This is a genomic window from Paenibacillus sp. Y660 (assembly GCF_057221575.1).
Window position 1 is genome coordinate 106976 of record NZ_JBXBBJ010000008.1, and the last position, 19121, is coordinate 126096.

Below are 19121 nucleotides of genomic sequence, written 5' to 3' on the forward strand. Positions count from 1 at the left end.
AGACGGCTGTGGAAGCATTTGTTATAATTGTGAGGAAAATTGACCAAGCGCAGGCGGTCCGTATCTATTTAATTGACGGAGGCGATCGTGTGGAAAACTACGCCAATAACTATGTCGTCGTGGCTATATTTATCGTGCTCGGCATTTTGCTTCCAGTCGTTGCATTGACAGTTGGAAGACTGCTTAGACCGAATAAGCCGACAGAGCTGAAGCAAACCACCTATGAAAGCGGCAATGAGCCGGTAGGTGAGGGACAGGTTCGTTTTAACATTCGCTACTATTTGTTTGCGCTAATGTTTGTCATCTTTGATGTGGAAACCGTTTTCTTATATCCGTGGGCCGTTGCATACAATAAGCTCGGCTTATTTGTGCTAGTCGAAATGTTGATTTTTGCGGGAATGCTGTTTATTGGTCTTCTATATGCCTGGAAAAAGAAGGTGCTGAAATGGAATTCAGTTTAGAGTCAATTTCGATAGAGGAACGCAAAGAGCTTGAACGCAACGTATTTATGGGCACCTTAGAGCAATTGAAGGCATGGGCCAGGAGCAATTCATTATGGCCGCTGACGTTCGGGCTGGCGTGCTGTGCCATCGAAATGATGGGTACGGGCGCTTCCCATTATGATTTGGATCGCTTTGGCGTCATGTTCCGTACCTCTCCGCGCCAATCGGACGTTATGATCGTGGCCGGCACGGTCACCAAGAAGATGGGACCGCTCCTTAGGAGGCTGTACGATCAGATGCCGGAGCCGAAGTGGGTTATCGCGATGGGCTCATGCGCTACAGCAGGCGGGCCCTATATTAAATCATACTCGGTGATCAAAGGCGTCGATCAAATCGTGCCTGTTGATGTGTATATCCCTGGCTGTCCGCCTAACCCGGCTGCGCTTATCTATGGCATTAATAAGCTGCAGGAGAAGATCCGCTACGAGGCGAAAACCGGGAAGCGGGTGACCGGTCGATGAGCGAGGAGCCAAACAACAACGAGGAGAAATCGCAGGTTGATTCGCCGCCCGTTGACGCAGAGCGTGAGGCAAAGCTGAAAGCAGCGGCTGAAGCGCGAGCCGCTAGGGCAGCGGCGAAGGCGGATGCGGAGGCAGCCGAAGCTGCACCGGAAGCGCCCAAGCCGCCGTCTCCGCGGCAGCCGGAGCTGGATGCAATCGTTGCGCTATTGAAGCAAGGGATCGCAGAGGCGGCGGTCGAGGATGCTTATGTGAATGAGTTAAATGGCGATATGCCGATGATTATCGTAAGCAATTCAAATTGGCGCGAGGCTGCACGGCTGCTAAAGGAGCATGAACAGCTGCAGTTTAATTATTTGCGCAATGTGTCCGGCGTCGATTATGAAACGCATATGGAAGTCGTTTATCATATGGCCTCGCTTGGCAGTAAGAGAGAGGTCGCCATTAAGATTAAGGCAGACCGCGAAGCAGCAGCCGTATATTCCGCGACACCGGTATGGGCGACAGCGAATTGGAACGAACGCGAAATCTATGATCTGCTTGGCGTCGATTTTCCCGGGCATCCCGATTTGCGGCGCATCATGATGCCCGATGATTGGGTGGGGCATCCGCTGCGCAAAGATTATGAACCGTTAGACTCGGAGGTGTAGGCAGCCCTTGATCCGTACAGAAGAACTGCTCTTGAATGTTGGTCCACAGCACCCAAGCACACATGGCGTATTCCGAATTATCGTTAAGCTTGACGGAGAAGTCATTACCGAGGCGACGCCTGTTATGGGCTACTTGCATCGAGGCACCGAGAAGATCGCGGAGAATTTGAATTTTACGCAAATTATTCCTTATACGGATCGCATGGATTACGTATCGGCGATGACGAACAATTATGTGCTTGTGCATGCTGTCGAGACGATGATGGGGCTTGAGGTTCCGCAGCGGGCGGAATATCTTCGGCTGATTGTCATGGAGCTGCAGCGCGTAGCAAGCCACCTTGTCTGGTGGGGAACCTACCTGCTTGATATTGGCGCCATGAGCCCTTTTCTATACGCCTTCCGCGACAGGGAGATCATTATCGACCTGTTCAACGAGCTATGCGGCGCAAGATTAACCTATAATTATATGAGGGTCGGCGGCGTGAAGTGGGATGCCCCTCCAGGCTGGATGGATAAAGTGCGCGACTTTATTCCGTATATGGAGAATAAGCTGCAGGAATACGATAAGCTGGTCAGCGGCAATGAAATTTTTCTTGCCCGCATCAAAGGGGTCGGACAATACGATGCTGCTACAGCAATCGATTACGGCTTAACGGGAGCTAATTTGCGCTGTACGGGAGTAGACTTCGATATTCGCAAAGCAGAGCCCTATAGCTTATATAGCCAGTTTGAATTTAACGTGCCGGTAGGCACTACCGGCGATTGCTATGACCGCTATCGGATTCGGCTGGAAGAAATCCGCCAAAGCCTGCGCATTCTGAAGCAGGCGCTGGAGCAGTTTCCAAGTGATGGAGTGACGATGGGCAAGGTGCCGCGTGCTATTCGGCCGCCCGCTGGTGAGGTCTACGTGCGAATTGAATCGCCGCGCGGCGAGATCGGCTGCCACATCGTATCCAAAGGCAAAGCCGAGCCGTACCGGCTCAAGTTTCGGCGGCCTTCATTCGTCAATTTGCAAATACTGCCGAAGCTGCTCGTAGGAGAAACGATGACGAATCTCATTACGATACTGGGCGGCATCGATATTGTTGTCGGGGAGGTCGATTGCTGATGCAGTCTTGGCTTAACCAATCACTTACGTGGGGAAATGCGCTTGTACTGTTTCTTTGGGCGGTCGTATTCCTGTTCATCGTGCTTGGCTTCGTAACGTATGCCATTTATTTCGAGCGCAAGGTAATCGGCTGGATGCAGCTTCGCATCGGACCCAATCGAGTCGGTCCGTTTGGGCTGCTGCAGACAGTGGCAGATATTTTCAAATTGCTTATTAAGGAAGATACGATTCCGCGCAAGGCAGACAGGGTATTGTTCATTATCGCGCCTGCACTGGCGTATATTCCGGCTTTCTCTGTACTAGCCGTACTCCCTTATACGCAAAATCTATATTTCGCAGATTTGAATGTCGGCCTTCTCTATTATGTAGCGTTGTCGGGCATCTCGACGCTCGCTATCGTACTTGGCGGATGGGCTTCCAATAATAAGTACGCCCTCCTTGGGGGTATGCGCTCGGCTGCGCAGATGATAAGCTATGAAGTACCGCTTGTTATTTCGGTAGTCGGCGTTATTTTGCTCAGCGGCAGTCTGAATTTACGCGATATTGTAGCCGCTCAGGATGGCGGCTGGTTCTGGGACTGGAATTTCCTGCCCCAAATTATCGGCTTCGTCATATTCATTATTGCTGCGGTCTCCGAGCTCAATCGCACGCCCTTCGATCTGCCAGAGGCGGAATCGGAGCTTGTTGCAGGCTATCATGTCGAATACAGCGGCTTCCGTTTCGCGTTTTTTATGCTTTCGGAATATGTGTACGTATATGCGATTGCAGCATTAACGACTGTCCTGTTTCTTGGCGGGTGGCATGCGCCGGCGCCATTTCTTGATTTTGTGCCAGGCATCATCTGGTTTCTGCTCAAATTTGCGTTTATCGTGTTTTTCTTATTTTGGATTCGCGCCACGCTGCCGCGCATTCGCGTGGATCAGCTTATGGGGCTCGGCTGGAAGGTGCTGCTTCCGATCTCGCTGCTCAACGTATTTCTGACGGCTGTTTATTTGGAGCTATTTATTAAGAACTAGCTAAGGGGAGATGGAAATGAAAGGAATGCTGCAGGGACTAGGCGTTACGCTCAAATCGATGACGGCTCCAAAAGTGACCACTTCCTATCCCGACGTGCCCTTTGTCATGCCGGACCGGTTCCGCGGGATACAGCACTTTATTCCGGATCTATGCATCGTTTGCAATCAATGCGCGCGCATATGCCCGACCGATTGCATAACGCTGACGGGCATGCCTAACCCCGATCCTGAGAAAAAAGGCAAAGTGATCGACACCTTCGATATTAACTTTGAAATATGCATATTATGCGATCTGTGCACCGAGGTTTGTCCGACTGAAGCGATCGTGATGTCCAATCATTTTGAGCTGGCAACCTTCAGCCGTGATGATCTGTTTAAGGATGCGCAGTGGCTCACGGACAATAATACGCTCACCCGGCAGGATAACAACAATATCGGAGCGCCGGCCAAAGGGGGCAGCAAATAGTTGTTCAATATAGCATTTACAGGCGAGTTCGTTGCCTTTTTTATCTTCTCGGCGATTATGATATGCGGGGCCGTTCTGATGATCAGCTTAGAGAAAGTCGTTCATATGGTTATTTCCATGGCGGCTGTGTTTATTGGTTTGGCAGGCATGTTTGTGCTGCTTGAAGCGGAGTTCGTTGCGTTCGTCCAGGTGCTGATCTACGCTGGCGCGGTTTCGATTTTGATGATTTTCGGCATTATGATGACGAAGCATCAGGCTGGAGAGCGCGAGCCTGTGAAGCCGCTGCACGAGACGCTTGCGGCGGTCGGCGCGCTGAGCTTGTTCGGCGTATTGTTTTATGCAATCCGTACGACAACGTTCCCGGAGCCGCAGCCTTTCCAAGCGGCCGAAGACAATACGATGGCGATTGGAGAGCTCTTATATACGGGGTATGTGATACCGTTTGAGCTGCTCTCGGTGCTTCTTACGGTTGCTTTTATTGGAGCGATCGTGCTTGCCAAAAAGGAGGCGGATTGATTACATGCTTCCATCCTATTTAACAATGGCGGCGATACTGTTCTGTATCGGGCTATATGGCGCGTTGGTGAAAAGAAACGCGGTTGTCGTTCTGCTGTCGCTCGAGCTTATGCTGAACGCCGTCAATTTGAATTTGGTCGCTTTCTCGAAATACGGCGTCGTTCCGTCGCTGACAGGTCAAATCTTCTCATTGTTTACGATTACGGTCGCCGCGGCTGAAGCGGCGATAGGGATAGCTATTTTGATTGCGTTGTTCCGATTGCGCGGGACGGTTAATGTCGACGAATTTGACAAAATGAGGAGGTAGCGCGGCAAATGGATATGTATTCACAGGCGGCATGGTTAATTCCGCTGTTCCCGCTGGCAGCATTCCTCGTTTTGACGGCGCTCGGCCGCAGCTATCGGCGAGCGGGCGTGTTAATCGGCACAATCGGCTCGTTAGCTGCTTTCGCCCTATCCTTACTTATTATGATTGATCGGCTGGGCGCCAATGAGGTCGATTACAACTATTCCTTCGATTGGATCGTGATCGGAGAATATACGCTCCGCATCGGGTTTGAGGTGACGAATCTGACTGCGCTAATGCTTGTGGTCGTCACGCTGGTAAGCTTGCTCGTCAATGTATACTCGGCCGGCTATATGAAGGGTGACGAACGAATTACTGTGTTTTACGGCTATGTCGCCCTGTTTACATTTTCTATGCTAGGACTTGTATTGTCCGATAATTTATTATCGCTTTATATTTTCTGGGAGCTCGTAGGCGTATGCTCATTCCTGCTGATTGGCTTTTGGTCTACGCTGCCGAAGGCGCGTGCTGCTGCCAAGAAAGCATTTATTGTGACGCGGATCGGGGATGCGGGTCTGCTGCTAGCAATTCTGCTGCTGTTCTGGTATATGCCTGATCATGCGCTTGATTTCAACACGATTCAAAGCGTGTTCGACGGACAATCCGGCGCCATTACGAACGGGATTACGACGCTTATTGCTTTGTTGATATTCCTTGGCGCTGTCGGCAAATCAGGTCAGTTTCCGCTCCACGTCTGGCTGCCGGATGCGATGGAAGGACCAACGCCGATCAGTGCGCTCATCCATGCGGCTACTATGGTTGCAGCAGGCGTCTTTCTCATCGCGCGAACGTACGACATCTTTCAGGATTCGGCTGCGGCGATGGAAACGGTCGCTTATGTGGGCGGCTTTACAGCTCTATTCGCAGCGACGATCGCGCTGGTTCAGAAGGATATCAAACGAATTTTAGCCTATTCAACAGTCAGCCAGCTGGGCTATATGATGATGGCGCTTGGTCTCGGCTCCTTAACGGGCGGGATCTTTCATTTGTTCACGCACGCTTTCTTCAAAGCGCTGCTGTTCCTTGGGGCAGGCAGCATCATACATGCGGTACATACGCAAAACATCAATGAAATGGGCGGTCTAGGCTCGAAAATGCGAGTGACGGCTTGGACGTTCGGCATAGGCGCTTTAGCTCTCGCGGGAATACCGCCTTTATCCGGCTTCTGGTCCAAGGACTTGATTTTGTCGGTTGCTTGGGAGACTAATCCGCTGCTATTCATCGTTGGCTTGGCTGCAGCCTTCTGTACGGCGCTCTACATGTCGCGTTTATTCTTTCTTGTGTTTGCCGGCAAACCGAGTGCTGCATCCGCTAGTGCGCATGAAGCTCCAATTTCTATGACGCTGCCGCTGATCGTGCTGGCTCTGCTCGCTATCGCATCCGGCTTTGTCGAGACGCCATGGAATGGCTGGTTCGGGTCCTGGATTTATGATGGAAGCGCAGAGACGCATGAAAGCGGCGTAGCTATTGTCGCATCGATTGCCGTTGGCTTGCTTGGCATTTATATCGGATGGCTTGTATATGGGAAGAGAAGCGTCGGTAGAGCGACCTTTCAAGAGCGAGCGCCATGGCTCTATAGGCTGCTTGAACGCAGTTATTATGTTGATGAGCTGTATGCGTTAATTATTGTGAAGCCGCTGAAGCTGCTAGGCTCGGCATTGCTGGCCTTTGACACTTATGTCATTGCCGGCATCGTACGGCTTGCAGGCGCGGCAGCAATCTCAGGCGGAAGAGCTGCAGCACGGCTGCAGAACGGCCAGGTGCAAACCTATGGATTAGCTGCCGTAATCGGGTTCGTCATCATCGTGGTTGCTATAGTCGGAAGGAGGTTCCTGCCATGAGCATCCTGAATGACCTTCCCATATTGTCGATTATTTTGTTGTCGCCTTTGCTTGGCGTGCTCGTCCTCTTATTGCTGCCGAAGCATCGAAGCAACTGGATGAAGACGGCTGTTGTCATAACGACGCTGGTCCCGCTTCTTCTATCTTTTTGGCTGTATGTCGATTACGACAAGCAGCAGAACGGAGCGGCATTCGATGAGCAGCATAGCTGGGCGATGATTCCGCTTAATAAGGAGACGACATCCACCGTTTCTGAGTATACGTTCCAATTGCAATATGCGCTTGGCGTAGATGGGCTGTCGCTACCGCTTCTGCTGCTGACGACGCTCGTTACGGCTATGGCCGCGCTGGCAGCCGTCCACGTAAAAAAACGATGGAAGTCATTTTTTATATGGTTCCTGCTTCTGGAGACCGGCATGCTTGGCGTGTTTCTTGCCCGCGATCTGTTTTTGTTTTTTGTTTTCTTCGAGGTTACGCTTATTGCGATGTATTTTTTAATCGGAATATGGGGCTACTTCAATCGCGAGCGCGCCGCCAACCAGTTTTTGATCTATAACGGCATTGGCTCAGCAATCATGCTGTTTGCTTTTGTTCTGCTTGTGAGCACGGCAGGCTTCCGTATTGATCAGATCGGCGAGCAGGTGAATTTCATTTATAGCGGCAGCTATGCGGATATTTTCCGCAACATGGCTGATCCCGCAGCATGGGTGAATATGACGCCGGAGCAGCTAGGTACGATCAACCCTTTCCAAATGACGGATACGATGCAGTGGGTTTTGTTTACGATGCTGCTAGTTGCCTTTGGCATTAAGCTGCCGATCTTTCCATTCCATACGTGGATGCTGAAGGTGCATGCGGAAGCTCCGCCTTCGATCGTCATGATCCATTCGGGCATTCTGCTGAAAATGGGCGCATACGGCTTGCTGCGATTTGGGCTGCTGCTCTTTCCGGAGCAGGCTCGCGATTTTGCAATCCCGCTCGCCGTGCTTGGCGTAATCAACATTTTGTATGGGGCGCTGCTTGCATTCAGGCAGCAGGAGCTCAAGCTCGTGCTCGCTTACTCATCGATCAGCCATATGGGCATCGTATTGCTCGGCCTTGCTGCCTTTAATGAAATCGGCTTGCAAGGGGCGGTGTTTCAGCTTGTCTCGCATGGGCTTATATCCGCGCTGCTGTTCTTAATCGTTGGCAGCATTTATGAGCGTACGGGCACGACCGAGCTGACTGAGCTAGGCGGATTGGCGCGCTCTATGCCGTTTATAAGCGGTGTATTGCTGACTGCGGGGCTTGCCTCGCTAGGCTTGCCGGGTTTATCGGGCTTTATTGGCGAGTTTTTATCGCTGCTTGGACTGTTTGAATCGTTGCGCTGGCTTACTGCGGCTGCCGTGCTTGGCGTTATTTTGACCGCAGTCTACGTACTCCGTGCCGTGCTTAAGATTACATTCGGCCCGCAGCCGGAAAAGTTTGGCGCACTTAAGGATGCGAGGCTTATCGAAGCGGTTCCGATGATCGTGCTGCTTGCGTTTATCGTGCTGCTTGGCTGCTATCCATCTATCCTGACGGATACGGTACAGCATAGCGTCGACGGGCTGTTCAAACCATTACTTGCAACAAGGGCGGGGGGTTAGACCATGTACGAAGGCGTTTCATTCATACCACTGACATGGACGGATACGTTCTACCTTGCCCCGGAATTTTCGCTTGCAGCCGCTTTTTTGATATTGATCGTACTGGATCTGCTATTGCCTAAGCGTGTGAGCAGACTTGCGATTGGCTGGTTGTCGCTAGTTGGCATACTTGTGTCGCTGCTGCTCGTTGTGCTGAGGATGCTGGACATGAACGTTGGAGGGGCATCTGCTGAAGCGATCCAGCTGCTCGGCAACAGCTATAGAATCGATGATTTCTCCAGCTTGTTGAAAATCGTGTTTTTGACGGGGACGGCGCTTATCTTGCTGCTTGCTCTCGGATCGGCGCGCGAAGAGGAAGCGATAACGGAGAAGTCGGAATATTTCTATCTGCTGCTCCCTGCCCTTATAGGCGCAATGATGATGGCTTCTTCGGGCAATTTGGTGACGCTGTATATCGGGCTGGAGCTTCTAAGTTTAACGAGCTATGTGCTAGTCGGTTTGAGACGCAAATCGTCGCTGTCTGCAGAGGCTGCATTCAAGTATGTGGTAACGGGCGGCATTTCCTCCGCAATGGTGCTGTTCGGAATGTCGTACCTATACGGAATTACGGGCTCGGTTGATCTGGGCGCTATCGCGGAGGCTTTGCCGCGTGCTTTGAACGACTTTAAGGCGCTTGCCTATGTAGGCTTCTTCTTCATGATAGCCGGCTTCGGCATTAAAATTGCCGTTGCGCCGTTTCACGCATGGGCACCCGATGTGTATCAAGGAGCTCCTACTCCGGTGTCTGCCTTCCTAGCGGTTATCGCCAAGGGAGCAGCGCTTGCGGCTATATTTAGAATTATATACAGCACCGCCCTCATCCAAGTGACGGGCGAGGGTGCCGAAGTATTCAAAGATATTTTCTTTACGCTGCTGGTGCTGGCCGCGGCAGCGATGCTAGTCGGTACGACGACGGCACTAAAGCAGAAGAATGCAAAACGGCTGCTCGCCTTGTCAGGCGTGGCTAATGCTGGCTATATGCTTGTGCCGATTGGCATTTCGATCACCGTGGTGCACAGCAGCAATTTCTCGGAGTTTGTTTATTATCTAGTCGCTTACTTATTTATGACGATAGGGGCATTCGCGGTGCTTACGGTCGTGAGCAGAGCTTCCGGGCACGAAGAGCTTAAAGGCTTCGCAGGTATGTACTACCGGTCGCCTTGGACGGCTGTTGCGATGGTCATCTTCGTATTGTCGCTGGCAGGCTTGCCGGTATCCGGCGGATTTTTTGGCAAGCTGTTTATCCTGCTTGGAGCAGCAAGCGCCAAAGCGTATTGGCTGGTCGCCATTATGGTTCTCAGCAGCGTCATCTCCTACTACTTCTACTTCGGGCTCATACGCCAAATGTTCATGCGGAGCGGGACTGACGAGAGCGAGATCCGCATTGCAGGCGGAACGGGAACCGTGATATGGATTTGCGCAGCGGCGACGATTGCGCTAGGCCTATTCCCTGGACCGCTAATGGAATGGATTGATGCTGTGTTCTCTATTAAAGCGGATTTGATGGTTGGATAAGCAGCGGGCGGCTAGTTGAAAAAGCGTAAAAGGCAAGGCGAAGCTCTCTCGACGACGTAAAGTCTGCGGAGGAGGGTGGGCGCCTTGCTTTTTTTTATGGGGGATACAGCAGAAAGCTGACATGGCAAGCTAATTGCCTGGCTACGTTGCAGAAATGCAGCAGAAATAGCCTGCATGGTGAAGATTGATGAGGATACGGGGCATTCTGTTGCACTAACTGCAGCGTAGTAGGGTGAGTTGAAGAAAAAGTGGGATTCTGTTGTACAAAGTACAGCGTAGCGGGTTGTGTAAGAGAATTCAATTGTGCGATGTAAAGCATAGTGCGTGAAAGCGAAGTAAAGGGAGTTGATTGATTGTGCGAAGTAAAGCGCAGCAGAGTGACCTAAGAAAGAATCGGGAGTACATTTTGCGAAGCACAGTGAAGCAGCAGGTTAAGTTAAAAAATGAGTGGCTGTTCTGTAGCACAACGTACAACAAAGCTTCAAGCTGGCGCGTGGAAGGTGTACGGACCATATCGAAACTAATTTATCGGCTGCGCTTGATTCAGTCATATGCGATATGGGTAAGGAGCAGCAGGGGAGTAAAGATTCATATTCATAGTATTGGAGATGCGCAGAGCTGCTGCATGTATTGATCATTCTAGTTCGAAGTAACCGAGAAATCATCGTATTGCGTCGGGAAACCGTATTTCGTACATACGAAATGGCAGACTCATAGGTCTTTTGTCCTTTTGTCTGCTTCAAACAAGGGAAATGATGTCTGTAAAGAGAAATGATAGGGATAGTATTTTCAATTTGAAAGTAGGAACAAACTATAACCGTTCCGATACGAAAAGGCAGAATATGATGATTAATCGAATAGCATCAAGACGTGCACGAAAATCGCAAATGGACTGCGATCAGTCAGCGAATGCAGGCCAGTCATCTGCGATCAAAAATAATATAGCGCGCCCGCACAAACGGGCTGCCGCAAAGGCAACGCTAACCACGCGCAAGCTCCTGCGTCGCGCGCTGCTCGCGCTCTTGCTCGCGAGCGTCACCCTCGGGGGCATAGCCCCCGCAGGGCTCGCTCCCGCCGCAGCCAGCGCGGCTGCTGACGCCGCCGGCGCAGGCGAAGAGCAGCCGCAAAGCTGGCTGCTCAAATGGCGTGACCCCGCGCTAGCGCATGTGCCGCGCGGGACAGAGGTGCTGCGCCGCCAGAATGAGGCGGCGGTCATGCTCGTGCGTCCGGCCGCCGAAGGCGCGGACGTGCAGGAGTGGCTGCGCCGGCTGCAAAGCTTGCCGGGCGTGGAATATGTGCACCCGAATTATCGGGTGCACGCCTTGTCTTTGCCTGCGGGCGAGGCTGAAGCCGATGCGCCTGCAGCTGCGGAGCCAGCTATTAAGCCGCTGGCTCCATCTCAGTCAGAGCCTTCGCAAGTGGCAGAAGAAGCATCGCCCTCGCCGTCAGCGAAGCTTGCAGGAGCAGCTGCGGCTGTTACACTGCCGGCTAATGATCCCATGCTGTCTAAGCAGCAGTATCTTACCCAGATCGGCGCGCAAAAAGCATGGGAGACCGTTCGCGAGCAGGAGCAGCTAACGATTGCGATCGTCGATACGGGCGTCGATTTGGACCATCCGGATTTGAAGGATAATCTCGTTCCCGGTGCTAATCTGGTAAGTCCGGGCAAGCAGCCGGATGATGATAACGGTCACGGAACGAGCGTGGCGGGTGTAATAGCCGCAGCAGGGAATAATGGCATTGGTGTATCAGGCATCGTCTGGAAAGCCAAAATAATGCCAATCAAGGCGCTTGACCATAGCGGCGACGGTACGGAGCAGGAGCTTGGCGATGCGATTTTGTACGCGGTTCGCAGCGGCGCCAGCATCGTTGTGCTCTCGGTAGGCTTGCATCGCTACTCCCCTTACATGCTCGATATCGTCAAGTATGCAGAAAGCAAAAATGTACTGCTCGTAGCAGCAGCGGGAAATGACGGAGTTTCTCTCGGCCAGAAGGCGGAGGTAAAATACCCGGCAGCTTATCCGACTGTTCTCGCCGTTGGTGGCGTTAAGTCCGACAATACGGTAGATGCCCGCTCCAATCGGGGCACGGAGCTCGACTTGGTCGCACCTTGGCATGTATATACGACGGCAATCGGCGGACTGTATAAGTCGGAAGAGGGTACGTCCATGGCCGCTCCGCAGGTTGCTGCGGCAGCAGCGCTCGTATGGGCGCGTTATAAGGACTTGAAGGCTTACCAAATACGCATGCTGCTGCGTCAAACGGCTATCGATATCGGAGCACCCGGTGCTGACCGCACATCAGGCTATGGCGTGCTGCAAATCGACCAAGCGGTTAGCTCCACCTTGCAGCAGGATGTCTCCGAGCCTAATGACACTTTTTCGACTGCAGCTCGTTTTCCGCTTAACTCGAACATTTCAGCTATGCTGCAAGGAACCGCCGACCGCGATTGGTATCGAATTGATGCGCCGTATGACGGTACGCTGACGGTTCACTATGAAGGGCTTGTACCTATTGGAAATATCGTGCCGCCTGTTCGGCTTACCCATTACACGAGCGGTGTGGAGCAGAGCGTGAGTGATACGAAGCTTGCAAGCAGATCCATCGACATTGAGGTCAAAAAAGGTCCGCAAATGATTCAGTTGGAGCTAATCAATCAGAGCAGCGATGATGACCTGCCCTATCTGCTTACGTCGACTTTTACCATAAAGCAGGACGAGTACGAAAAAAACGATAAGTCCTATGAGGCCTCTACACTACAGCCAAGGTCTCAATCGATAACGGGCAACTTCCATCAGACCGCCGATCGGGATTGGTTTGCCGTTACCTTTACACAAAGCGGAAAGCTGAGCCTCGTACTCAGCACGAATACGGCGCGTATTGATCCAGGGCTTGCGCTCCAAAGAGCTGGCCAGCAGCTGCTCGTGTACGACGATGAAGGAGAAGGGGAAACAGAGCAATCACCAGTCATAACTGTGACTCCCGGCAAATATTATATTCGTGTTCATAATGCGATCTCCTCAGAAGCGAGTCCGACTATAGGCATCTATACGCTCAAGATGAATTATACGCCTAAATATGATGATCCGAATGAACCAAACAATAAATCGTATGAGGCCTTCATGATTAATCCAAGCACGGAGTACCTTGGGGTGATCGGCAGCTACTCTGACGTGGATTGGTTTCAATACCGGATTACGAAGGCAAGCATCGTCAACATGACTGTAAACGGTGCTCCGCCCGATATTGATTTGAGCCTTCAAGTGTATGACAAGCGGATGAAATCACTGGCAGCCAGCCGAACCGGCACAAGCGGGGAGCTTCAGACAAATGAGCTGCAGCTGCAGCCGGGCTTGTATTATGTAAAGCTGACGGCAGACGCACCCTTTGACCAGCAGTATTATCGTTTGAAAATAAAGTCAGAGGAGCTGGTAGCCGGATTCCGCGATATTAAGGAGCATTGGGCGCAAAACGAAATTATCACCTTAAACAAAAGGGGTATCATAAATGGTACAGGTGACAATCGGTTTGAGCCAAAACGTGCGATTACACGGGCAGAGGCGGTAGCGATGGTTGTCAAGTCTTATAAGCCGATATCGCCTGGCACAGCGAAAGCGAAGCGTTTTAAGGATGTTAAACCGAGTCACTGGGCAAATGGAGCCATAGCCATCGCGATTAATCAGGGCTGGATAAAAGGGTTCCCTGATGATTCATTTAGGCCGGATAAGCCGATAACGCGAGCGGAAATGGCGTTGATAATCGGCTATGCCGACGGCGTTCAGCCGCGGCTCCCTACCTTCGATCCGTTCGAGGATGTAACCAAATCGCATTGGTCGGCTCCCATGCTGTTTGCAATGAGGCTTAATGGTCAAATCGAAGGTATGCAGTCCAATCTTTATAAACCGAAGCAGCAGGCAAGCAGGGCTGAATTCACCGTGCTTTTGCACCGCGTCATGGCCTAATATTTGCATAAAACATTTTTGCTTCGAATTCCGTTTGATATGTAATAAGCTGCGAAAGCCAGGGAGGCATCATGAACGTCGACAACGAGCTCTACAATGACATGCAAACCTATACAGGCATGACGGGTTTGTTTTCAATTGTCATTGTCATACTCAGCATTATATTTGTTTGGTTCGTGCTTCAGGAGGTAAAGTGGGATACTTTTTTTCGTTTTCCGCGAAGCCCGAAAGCGCGCTTGTTTCAAGTCATCGTCGCCATCATTATGGGCCATCTATTGGCCAAATTTATTTTGGAATATTGGGGCTATACCGTGCTTCTCAAAAGCTTTGTCGAATAACAAAAGCGAAACATGTCAACAATGGGTAATACATGACGGACTCAAAAAGAAAATGGCGTGCGAATAGGTATTAATTAGGACCTATTTGCGGAGCGGAAACATGCTTGTTTTCGAAAAAAAGCGCCGTTTCTAGTGAAAAAAGTCATAAATTGCCGAGGGAAGCGTATGCAAAAAGTAGTAATAATTTAACGCTTGTCGATTTGTGTAATTGAGTGATAAGATGAAGTTTGGGTAAACTGAGCTATTCCAGATTATTCACGAATAGGAAATAGAAATTGCAGTTCGCGGAGGGAACCAAAAGATGACCAAAATTATCGTCCGCGGAGGCCAGCGTTTAAAGGGTACGGTCCGTGTTAGCGGAGCAAAAAATGCAGTACTCCCCATTTTAGCGGCCTCATTATTGGCGACAGAAGGAGACAGCGTCATCTATGACGTACCCCTCCTCGACGACGTTATGACGATCCAGAAAGTGCTTGCCTCTTTGGGCGCACAATTAACTTATAACAATGAAACGATGCGCATTACAGCGCAGGCGATTACGTCTTTCGAGGCACCTTATGAACTAATTCGTAAAATGCGGGCTTCTTTTCTTGTCATGGGGCCTCTTTTGGGCCGTATAGGCAAGGTTAGAATTTCGCTGCCAGGCGGCTGCGCGATCGGCACTCGTCCAATTGACCAGCATTTGAAAGGCTTTGAAGCGATGGGCGCAGAAATTACGCTTGGGCAAGGCTTCATTGAAGCGAGTACGAAGACTCGTCTTAAAGGCGCGAAGATTTACCTGGACGTAGCCAGCGTAGGCGCAACGGAAAACATTATGATGGCAGCGGCTTTGGCTGAGGGTACAACCATTCTTGAAAATGCTGCCAAAGAACCTGAGATCGTTGATTTAGCGAACTATATTAATGCCATGGGCGGTAAAGTGCGCGGTGCAGGCACAGGCGTGATCCGTATCGAGGGCGTGGATGAAATGTTCGGCGCAGCGCATAATGTCATTCCTGACCGCGTTGAAGCAGGAACCTATATGATCGCTGCCGCCATTACGGGCGGAGACGTATTCGTTGAAGGCGCAATTGCTGATCATTTGACGCCGGTCATTTCTAAGCTTCAGGAAATGGGCGTTGAAATTACAGAGAGCGATAACGGCATTCGCGTGCAATCCAGCGCTGTGCTGAAATCGGTTGACGTCAAAACCTTGCCGCATCCAGGCTTCCCGACAGATATGCAATCTCAAATGATGGCGCTTTTGCTTGTTTCAGAAGGAACAAGCGTCGTAACGGAAACGGTGTTCGAGAATCGTTTCATGCACGTCGAGGAGTTTCAGAAAATGAACGCTCAAATCAAGGTGGATGGACGCACAGCTATCGTTAGCGGCGGCCTGCCGCTTACAGGTGCGAAAGTATGTGCAACCGATTTGAGAGCAGGAGCAGCACTTATTTGTGCGGCATTGCGCGCTGACGGCGAGACGGAAGTAACAGGTCTGCATCATGTGGATCGCGGTTATGTCAATATTACGGGCAAGCTTGCAGCACTGGGTGCTGATATCCATCGTGTTGAGCAAGAAGTTGCTGCAGCTATGGCTTCGCCAAGCAAGCAAACTTCAAGCAGCCATGTGGTATCGGCTCGGGATATCGCTGCCGTGGTTGCGATTTCCGCATCGTCTGACGGTGAATCGGCTGCTTCCTACAAGCGTGAGAAAGAAGTTGCCGTTCTCAAAATACAGCCGACCTGGGCATAACGTCATTCATTTTAATGAAGAAGCTGTTTCAAATAAGCCGACCTGGGCTTATCTGAAACAGCTTCTTTTCGTTCATCCACATGCAGGTGCCGGTTCGATAGGCATTTCAAGCGTATGCCCATGGCTGTTTGTTCTGTGGTATTCTTTAACAAACGGAACCTGAATCCAGGAGGGACTTAAATTGTCTAAACTATATACAATTGGTGAAGCACTAATAGACTTTATACCTGATGCACGCGGAGTTGAGTTGAAGAACGTTGTCGGCTTTAAGAAGGAAGCCGGAGGAGCTCCGGCGAATGTCGCTTGTGCAGTAGCGAAGCTAGGCGGCAGCAGCGCATTCATCGGCAAGCTGGGCTTGGATGCTTTTGGCGACTTTCTCGTAGAAACGATGGATGCCGCAGGTGTCGATACACGTTACGTGCTCCGAACGAAGGAAGCGAATACAGCTCTTGCTTTCGTAAGCCTAAAGGCAGACGGCGACAGAGATTTTTCCTTCTATCGCAATCCGAGTGCGGACATGCTGCTAGCGGAAGAGGAGATCGGTGAGGAATGGTTCGCAAAAGGGGATATTTTGCATTATTGCTCCGTTGATCTCATAGAGGCTCCAGTGAAGCATGCGCATCTCAAAGCGATTGCGGCGATGAAGGCAGCGGGCGGCCTTATCAGCTTTGATCCCAATGTGCGTCTTCCGCTTTGGGACGATCACGAGCAGTGCAGGCAGACGATCCTTCAATTTATACCTTTTAGCCACCTTGTCAAAATAAGTTCGGATGAGCTTGCTTTTATTACAGGAATCGAGGACGAGCAGGAGGCTATTTCTTCGCTGTTTGTCGGCGATGTACAGGCTGTCGTCTATACTCGGGGCTCCGATGGAGCGGCATGGTATATGAGATCCTACGACGTATCTGTGCCCGGCCAAAAGGTAGCGGTCGTTGACACGACTGGTGCCGGTGATGCTTTTATTGGGGCACTGTTATATCAGCTTCAATTAAACGAGGGCGTATTAGAGACGATTGAGGCCCAAAAGGCGGAACGGATTCTTTCATTCGCCAATACCGCAGCAGCCCTGACGACGACCAGAGCGGGTGCGATTTCTTCCTTGCCTATGTTGAAAGAGCTGCCGCCTTTGTAAAAAACATCTATTAGAGTATTGTTTTTCTTCGCCTCTTGGGGCTGAGAAGGAATGATGCTCTTTTTTTGTTGCATTCTTTTCTTCATCCAAGCTGGGAAATTAGTTAGTTCATATCGCATGTGCGAGCTAATAAAGTGAAAGAGCAGCTAGAGTGGGCAGTGGTCTATAAGCACGCATACGTGCTTACAAAATTCAATCACATGGGAATTAGGGAGCTTCAGCGCAATATGTATGATTTCAAGCAGCTTATTTATGTAGCGATCTCCAGTTTCTAGTAGAGGCTGTTTGTATAAGCGGTTTGGGAGGCGCGCTAGGGATCGGGCTAGGCTATGCTGCCTCTATCGTTATAGGTGTTTTATCCAGTCCGAGACAGAGGTTCCAATCGACACCGTATTGTTGGCATTTGCTTTTTCTGCATTCGTCGGCGTGGTGTTCGGCTTTTTGCCTGCGAATAAAGCGGCGAGCTTTGGCCGGTTGACGTGCTTCGCCACGATTAGCCATTTGAAGTTCTACCCTATCATTTAGGCTCATAGAATGAACCATCAAGCGGTTTAAGAGAGATCAGCCGGCGCGAGCTGATTCCTGTTTTCCCTTACCGCCAAGGTGGAAGGAGAGCTCATGAGTCGAGGGATAGGGAAGTTTTCAATAGTTTCGATAGTCGACCGTTTGCGGAAAAGCAGATGGATGGCGCTATTTGCAATTGGCGCTATGCTGGGGGCGTCCATCCTGCTAGTAAGGCTGTCGCTGAATGAGCTGAAAAATGTGCAGGCTGCTCGTGTATTAACAGATACTAGCGGAGTGAAAGACGGCTTTCAAGCAGATGCCTCGGCAGACATTGCAAATGAGCCAGAAGGAACTAAGCCATCAGTAAGTAGAGATCAACCAAAGCCTGCGGCCAAGCCTTCCTTAAGTGAGGAATCGCATGCGGAAACTTCAAATGCACTTGATCATATCACCATCCGTGTTTATATGACGAAGGAAAAACGGATTGAGAGGGTTCCGCTGGAAACCTACGTCCGCGGCGTTGTGGCTGCGGAAATGCCGATCGACTTCGAGCTTGAAGCATTGAAGGCGCAAGCGATTGCCGCACGTACGTATATGGTTCGGCGAATCGTTCAAGGAAATGATAGCGGAGTGCCTGTAGCGGGAGCGGATGTGACCGATACTATTGAGCATCAGGTATATGTCTCTTTGGCGGAGCTCGCGCGAAAATGGCCCAAGAACAAGCAGAAGAAGAACATGAGCAAGCTGGACGAAGTAATCGCTCAGACAAATGGAAAAATAATAACGTATAAAGGCGAGCCGATAGAGGCTTCATTTTTCTCAACCAGCAACGGTTATACGGAAAATTCAGAGGACTATTGGAACCAAGAAATTCCTTATTTGCGGAGTGTGGCAAGCCCGTGGGATAAAGCGATCTCCCCTCGCTATAAAGAAACGGTGAAGCTCTCGTTAAATGAGTTTTACAGCAAGCTCGGTGTGAGGAAGAAGGGCTCTGTTAAACCTTCAATCCGCGTAATAGAGAAAACGGAAGGCAATCGCATCAGCAAGATTACGATAGGAGATAACGCTTTTACGGGGCGGGAAGTGAGAGAGGCGCTAGGTCTTGCATCCTCTCAATTCATCTGGAGCATAAAAGGAAATGCCATCTCGATTACGACCTATGGCTACGGACATGGCGTTGGAATGAGCCAATGGGGTGCGAATGGTATGGCTCAAACAGGGGCAGGCGCAGAAGAAATATTGGAACATTATTACTCTAGTGTTCAAGTGGAGCAAGCTTTAAAGCTTGCGAAGCAGCTCTCTCGCCGCTCGTAATTTAAACTCTTTCAACTTTTCGCATGCCTCACGTATAAACCTAGCAGATC

General features: G+C 50.7%; 16 protein-coding genes. All 16 read left to right on the forward strand.

Translation table 11 applies throughout. From position 1 onward, the window contains the following. Positions 1-89 precede the first annotated feature (89 nt). On the forward strand, positions 90-461 hold the full coding sequence (locus tag AC2TDN_RS12090) for an NADH-quinone oxidoreductase subunit A (RefSeq protein ID WP_053377574.1): 372 nt from the start codon (positions 90-92) through the stop codon (positions 459-461). Then, positions 446-964 carry a NuoB/complex I 20 kDa subunit family protein gene (locus tag AC2TDN_RS12095; RefSeq protein WP_169084508.1) on the forward strand — a complete coding sequence of 173 codons (519 nt, stop codon included), beginning with the start codon at positions 446-448 and terminating at the stop codon, positions 962-964. Before AC2TDN_RS12090 ends, AC2TDN_RS12095 begins: the two co-directional genes overlap by 16 nt. Next, the gene (locus tag AC2TDN_RS12100) at positions 961-1611 is read left to right on the forward strand and encodes an NADH-quinone oxidoreductase subunit C (RefSeq protein ID WP_484688161.1); all 651 of its coding nucleotides are present in this window, start codon (positions 961-963) and stop codon (positions 1609-1611) included. The genes AC2TDN_RS12095 and AC2TDN_RS12100 overlap by 4 nt, the downstream gene beginning before the upstream one ends. Before the next feature lie 7 nt (positions 1612-1618). Beyond that, positions 1619-2719 carry an NADH-quinone oxidoreductase subunit D gene (locus AC2TDN_RS12105; RefSeq protein WP_484688162.1) on the forward strand — a complete coding sequence of 367 codons (1101 nt, stop codon included), beginning with the start codon at positions 1619-1621 and terminating at the stop codon, positions 2717-2719. Then, the gene (gene nuoH / locus AC2TDN_RS12110) at positions 2719-3735 is read left to right on the forward strand and encodes an NADH-quinone oxidoreductase subunit NuoH (RefSeq protein ID WP_484688163.1); all 1017 of its coding nucleotides are present in this window, start codon (positions 2719-2721) and stop codon (positions 3733-3735) included. Before AC2TDN_RS12105 ends, nuoH begins: the two co-directional genes overlap by 1 nt. 16 nt (positions 3736-3751) lie before the next feature. After that, positions 3752-4201, forward strand: coding sequence for an NADH-quinone oxidoreductase subunit NuoI (nuoI, locus tag AC2TDN_RS12115; protein ID WP_484688164.1), 450 nt, complete (start codon positions 3752-3754; stop codon positions 4199-4201). Then, positions 4202-4717, forward strand: coding sequence for an NADH-quinone oxidoreductase subunit J (locus AC2TDN_RS12120; protein ID WP_482068183.1), 516 nt, complete (start codon positions 4202-4204; stop codon positions 4715-4717). A 4-nt stretch (positions 4718-4721) separates the two neighbouring features. After that, complete coding sequence (gene nuoK / locus AC2TDN_RS12125) at positions 4722-5024, forward strand: NADH-quinone oxidoreductase subunit NuoK (RefSeq protein WP_484688165.1); 303 nt, start codon at positions 4722-4724, stop codon at positions 5022-5024. A gap of 8 nt (positions 5025-5032) precedes the next feature. Next, positions 5033-6904, forward strand: a complete 1872-nt coding sequence (gene nuoL / locus AC2TDN_RS12130) for an NADH-quinone oxidoreductase subunit L (RefSeq protein ID WP_484688166.1) — start codon at positions 5033-5035, stop codon at positions 6902-6904. Next, on the forward strand, positions 6901-8532 hold the full coding sequence (locus tag AC2TDN_RS12135; protein WP_484688167.1) for a complex I subunit 4 family protein: 1632 nt from the start codon (positions 6901-6903) through the stop codon (positions 8530-8532). Before nuoL ends, AC2TDN_RS12135 begins: the two co-directional genes overlap by 4 nt. Before the next feature lie 3 nt (positions 8533-8535). Next, the gene (locus AC2TDN_RS12140) at positions 8536-10086 is read left to right on the forward strand and encodes an NADH-quinone oxidoreductase subunit N (protein ID WP_484688168.1); all 1551 of its coding nucleotides are present in this window, start codon (positions 8536-8538) and stop codon (positions 10084-10086) included. A gap of 794 nt (positions 10087-10880) precedes the next feature. Then, positions 10881-14048 (forward strand): S8 family peptidase, encoded by a 3168-nt coding sequence (locus AC2TDN_RS12145; RefSeq protein ID WP_484688169.1) that lies wholly within the window; start codon positions 10881-10883, stop codon positions 14046-14048. 71 nt (positions 14049-14119) lie between these two features. Next, positions 14120-14386, forward strand: coding sequence for a DUF1146 family protein (locus AC2TDN_RS12150; protein WP_482068188.1), 267 nt, complete (start codon positions 14120-14122; stop codon positions 14384-14386). A 301-nt stretch (positions 14387-14687) separates the two neighbouring features. Next, entirely contained in the window at positions 14688-16121 is a 1434-nt protein-coding gene (gene murA, locus AC2TDN_RS12155; RefSeq protein WP_484688170.1) for a UDP-N-acetylglucosamine 1-carboxyvinyltransferase, read from the forward strand. A gap of 181 nt (positions 16122-16302) precedes the next feature. Further along, the gene (locus AC2TDN_RS12160) at positions 16303-17253 is read left to right on the forward strand and encodes a carbohydrate kinase family protein (protein ID WP_482068190.1); all 951 of its coding nucleotides are present in this window, start codon (positions 16303-16305) and stop codon (positions 17251-17253) included. Positions 17254-17871: 618 nt separating this feature from the next. Beyond that, the gene (gene spoIID / locus AC2TDN_RS12165; RefSeq protein WP_484688171.1) at positions 17872-19071 is read left to right on the forward strand and encodes a stage II sporulation protein D; all 1200 of its coding nucleotides are present in this window, start codon (positions 17872-17874) and stop codon (positions 19069-19071) included. Positions 19072-19121 lie beyond the last annotated feature (50 nt).